The sequence below is a fragment of the Streptomyces flavofungini genome (assembly GCF_014650815.1).
GTDB lineage: Bacteria > Actinomycetota > Actinomycetes > Streptomycetales > Streptomycetaceae > Streptomyces > Streptomyces flavofungini.
In genome coordinates this window covers 1-3943 of sequence record NZ_BMVR01000053.1, presented here as the reverse complement: position 1 = coordinate 3943, position 3943 = coordinate 1, and the positions used below count along the sequence as shown (strand labels likewise).

General features: G+C 73.2%; 4 protein-coding genes. 1 reads left to right on the top strand and 3 read right to left on the bottom strand.

What is annotated here, in order from left to right:
• Positions 1–156: 156 nt before the first annotated feature.
• Entirely contained in the window at positions 157–819 is a 663-nt protein-coding gene (locus IE274_RS39050; RefSeq protein WP_190120706.1) for a class F sortase, read from the bottom strand.
• Positions 820–1159: 340 nt separating this feature from the next.
• Between IE274_RS39050 and IE274_RS39045 the strand changes: the two genes are divergently transcribed.
• Positions 1160–1654, top strand: a complete 495-nt coding sequence (locus tag IE274_RS39045) for a hypothetical protein (protein ID WP_190120705.1) — start codon at positions 1160–1162, stop codon at positions 1652–1654.
• A 120-nt stretch (positions 1655–1774) separates the two neighbouring features.
• On the opposite strand, the gene IE274_RS39040 is transcribed toward IE274_RS39045, so the two are convergent.
• Positions 1775–2308 (bottom strand): hypothetical protein, encoded by a 534-nt coding sequence (locus tag IE274_RS39040; protein WP_190120704.1) that lies wholly within the window; start codon positions 2306–2308, stop codon positions 1775–1777.
• 589 nt (positions 2309–2897) lie between these two features.
• Positions 2898–3662, bottom strand: coding sequence for a bestrophin-like domain (locus IE274_RS39035; RefSeq protein WP_190120703.1), 765 nt, complete (start codon positions 3660–3662; stop codon positions 2898–2900).
• Positions 3663–3943: the final 281 nt, after the last annotated feature.

Genomic DNA, 3943 nt, shown 5'->3' with positions numbered 1-3943 from the left:
GCACTCGGCGGCCACCCACCCATCACCCGCGTCAACAACCCCGCGGGCCAATACAGCTAGGGCCTGTCCGATGGGGCGGCGCGGGGCGCGGCCGGGCCGGGGTGCCGGGGTGGCCCCGGCTCCGGCGCGGCCCGCGTGCCCCGCCTGCCCCGGGTGTCAGCGCACGTCGACGAGGCGGGCGAACACCACGACGTTCCCGTCGTAGCCCCGCTGCTTGGAGAAGCCGCCGCCGCAGGTGATGACCCGCAGTTCGGGTGTGGCGCCGCTCGCGTACACGCGGTCGCCGGGGAAGTTGTTCTTCTCGAACACCTCGATGCCGTAGATCTCGAAGACGGCCACGCGCCGGTCCTTGCGCAGGACCTCGACGCGATTCCCCTTCTTGAGCGAGCCGAGGCCGTAGAAGACCGCGGGTCCGCGCTGGTTGTCGACGTGCCCGACGACGACCGCCGTGCCCTTCTCGCCGGGCGAGACCGCACCGGTGAACCACCCCGCCAGATTCGGGTCGTCCGGCGGCGGCGCGTCCACCCAGCCCTCCGCGTCCAGGCCGACCGCCATCACGGGCGCGTCGACGCGGATCGCCTTGATGCGGACGCGGTCGGCGGCGGCGAAGGCCAGGGGCGCGGGGGCGTCGGTCTTGGCGGGCGCGCGGTCCGCCGCCGCGGCCGACGCGGGCTGCGGCGGGCCGACGTCGAACTCGCCGGAGCCATTGCGGATCAGGGCGAGACCGGTCAGCAGAACCAGCGCCATGACGCCCCACGGCGCGCGTTTCCGCTGCCTTTCCTCCTCGTCGAAATCTTCCGAAGGCTGGGACGAAGACATTCTCTATCCCCTCTCAACGCGGCATTCCGGCCGCGTCCATTGCGCGTGGGAAAAACGCTATGCGCAGCGCGCGCGGCGTGCGAAAGGGCGGGAGCGAACGGGTGGCCCCGGACCTGGGCCTGCGCCATCCGAGTCGTCCCCCGCAGGAAATTTCTGACGGTCCGTGACCTGCGGCAATATCCGCTCGCGCGGACGCGCCCCGGCGTGTCCCCTCACCAGGACGGCCGATTCCCGAAATGCGGCCCCACGCAGGGCGTCTGAGGGTCTATCTGGGAGGCGCTCTCGCCGATCGACCGGGGAAATGGTGTCCCCGGGGCGTCTTCCGCGGAGGAAGATACCCATGCGCAATTCTCGTGCTCTCGCGGCCGTGGTCGCCGCAGGCGCCCTGGTCGGGTTCGCGGCGCCGTCCGCCGCGGCCTGGGCGGAACCGAGCAACATCGTCGCCATGCCCAGCGTCATCGCCCGGGGCGGCCAGCTCACGGTCACCGTCGACGGCAGCTCCTGCAGCTCGCCGGGCAGCTACGTCGAGTCACCGGCGTTCCCGCGGACCAACCTGCAGCACATCCAGGGCGGCTCCACCGCGAGCGCGACGGTCAAGGTCAACCACAACGCCCACCCCGGTGCGTACGACATCACGGCGAACTGCGGCGGCAAGCCGCTGACCCGGCCCGCCGCCTTCACGGTCATCCACGGCGGTGTCCGCGGCGGCATCGGCGGCAGCACCACGTCCGGGGCGACGCGGACCGACATGGCGATCGGCGGGGCCCTGGTGGCGGCCGCGGCCGTCGGCGGCGGGGTGTTCTGGATGCGCCGCCGGTCCGAGAGCAAGGCCTGACCGGTCCGGCGTCCGGCCGGGGCCCGCGGGCCCGCCGCGCACCCGTACCGCACCCAGAACGGCCGACCGGCCCGGCGCGTCCCCCTTCCGCGCCGGGCCGGCCGCCGGTGCCGGGGACCGTCAGGACTCGTCCTGGCCGGTGCGCCGCCGGGTCCAGTAGTACGCCGTGCCGAGGACGCCCGCGATCAGGGCGCCGCCGACCGCGAGCTGCTGGGCGTCGAAGCCGCCGGAGCTGCCGCCGACGCCCGCCTTGACACCCCGGGAGTGGTGCGGGGTGGGGTGATGGGTGGGGTTGCCGCTGGAGTGGCCGCCGACGATGGTCAGGTCGGTCGTGCCCGACTCCTGGCCACAGGTGAACGTCACCTCGTACATGGCGCCGGGCTTGGCGTCCCAGAAGACCATCGCGGTGGCCGACGACTGGCCCTTGGGAATGGTGACGTCGTCGAAGATGCCCGACGTCACCTTGGTGTTGTGCTCGCAGCCGTCGACGCTGAGCGTGACCTGGCCGCCCGCGGCGATCGTGGACGGGGTGATCCGGAAGCCGAACGACGTGATGTTCTCCTCGCCCGCGACGGCCGCGGCCGCCGGGGGCGCGGTGAGGGTCAGGGCGGTGGCGGTGAGCAGGGCGGCTGAGGCGACGCGTATCGCGCGCATGATCGATCCTCCGGGTCCCCGAGGAGCAGCCGCGGACCTTCTTCCGCTTGCGCCTGATATGCACCTCGATGCCCCGAACGCTAGGCAGGGCCCGGGGTCCCCGCGATCGGTGTCGTGCGAACGGGGCATTCCTGTGGGCCGGACAGGGGAACGCGACGGCGCGGCGCGGCGGTGCGGGCGGGGGATGTGGCAGGGCGTCAGGCGCGGGGCGGGGATGGGGCGGCCCCGGCGGGCGGGCGCGTCCGCCCCGGCCGCGGCGGACCGGGAGCGGAAGGTGGCCCTCCGGTGATCGCGGGCCCACTCGGGTCACACACCGTGTGCTCGCCGCGCACACATCGGTGCGGCGCACACACTCCCCGGGCGGCGGGGACGGGGGGTTTGATGACGCATATGCCGCACGGATGGAACGCCACGGGGGATCACGGGGGCGTCCGGCGGCTGGGCCACCGGTACTTCCCCAGGGCCGGTGGCCCCCGCGGCCGCCGGGCGGGATCGGATCTGTGCCTCCCGAAGGGCTGAGGCCCGCCCGGCCTGTCCCGCCCGGCCGCGCCGTCGACCCTCGACGCCGCTCCGGCCCATCGGGCAGGTCCTAGTCCCGCAGGTTCGGGGACAGCGTCTCGAACGGCTCCGCCGTGGCCGCGATGCCGCGGCTGTAGGGGGCGTCGAAGTCCCAGATGAGGAAGAGCAGGAAGGCGATCAGGGCGGAGAACAGCCCGGCGAGGATCAGTTCGCGGGCGGTGCGGCGGATCTGGAGGGCGAAGATGAGGCCCACCGTGACGAGGCCGCCGGTGATGAGGCCGAACCAGACGACGCCCGGCATGGTGGCTCCCACACTGTCGGCGCGGGCGCCGCGGGCGTCGTCGGCGAGCGCGACCTGGTCGATCAGGGGCTGGTAGGCCTGGGCCTGGAAGTCGGTCGTCGGTTCGTAGTCGGTGACGTCGTTCCGCAGCCGGGCCAGGAGTGCGTCCCCGCGCTCGGTCATCTCACCGCGCTTCTTCATGGTGTCCCACTCCGTGGTCACGACATGGCCGACATACGCCCGTACATCGTCACGGATCCGATCCCGGGCCTCCTGCGGGTACACCCGGACCCGCTCGTTGACCTCGTGCAGGGCCTGGGCCTCGGCACGCACATGATCCTGGGCGGCGCTGCGGGCCTCCCACACGCCGGCGATGGCGAGGCCGAGGACGATGGCGTACACCACGCCGATCATCATCGTCATGTACTCCATGACATCCGGCGTTTCCGAAGTGTCATAGTCCGTGGCGGTTCGGCGGTGCCGGAGCACCACGATGACGAGGACGACGGCGCAGGCGGCGGCCATCGCGAGGGTGAGAACAAGCCATTCCGACAAGGGTTCCTCCGGCGGTCAGCGCGGTCAGCGCGGTCGTAGGGCAGCGACGGCGAACACTGCGGGCGCGGTGACGAGCAGGGTGAGCGAGACCAGGGACGGCCCGTCGCGAGGCGGTTGCTTGCGCGGCGGCGTGTGGTACGCGGGGTAGGCGATGGGCGTGGGTGACGGGGCCGGCCGACGGGCCCTGGGGGTGGCCGGGGGAGGGGGTGTGACCTGGGGTTTGACGGACGGTCGGGGAGTGGGGGGCGGGGCGGGCGGGAGGGGCATGGGAGGCGCGGGGG

What these genes read in the sequence shown, in the direction of transcription:
- IE274_RS39050 (WP_190120706.1), bottom strand. Translation starts at nt 819, where the DNA reads ATGTCTTCGTCCCAGCCTTCGGAAGATTTCGACGAGGAGGAAAGGCAG.
- IE274_RS39045 (WP_190120705.1), top strand. Translation starts at nt 1,160, where the DNA reads ATGCGCAATTCTCGTGCTCTCGCGGCCGTGGTCGCCGCAGGCGCCCTG.
- IE274_RS39040 (WP_190120704.1), bottom strand. Translation starts at nt 2,308, where the DNA reads ATGCGCGCGATACGCGTCGCCTCAGCCGCCCTGCTCACCGCCACCGCC.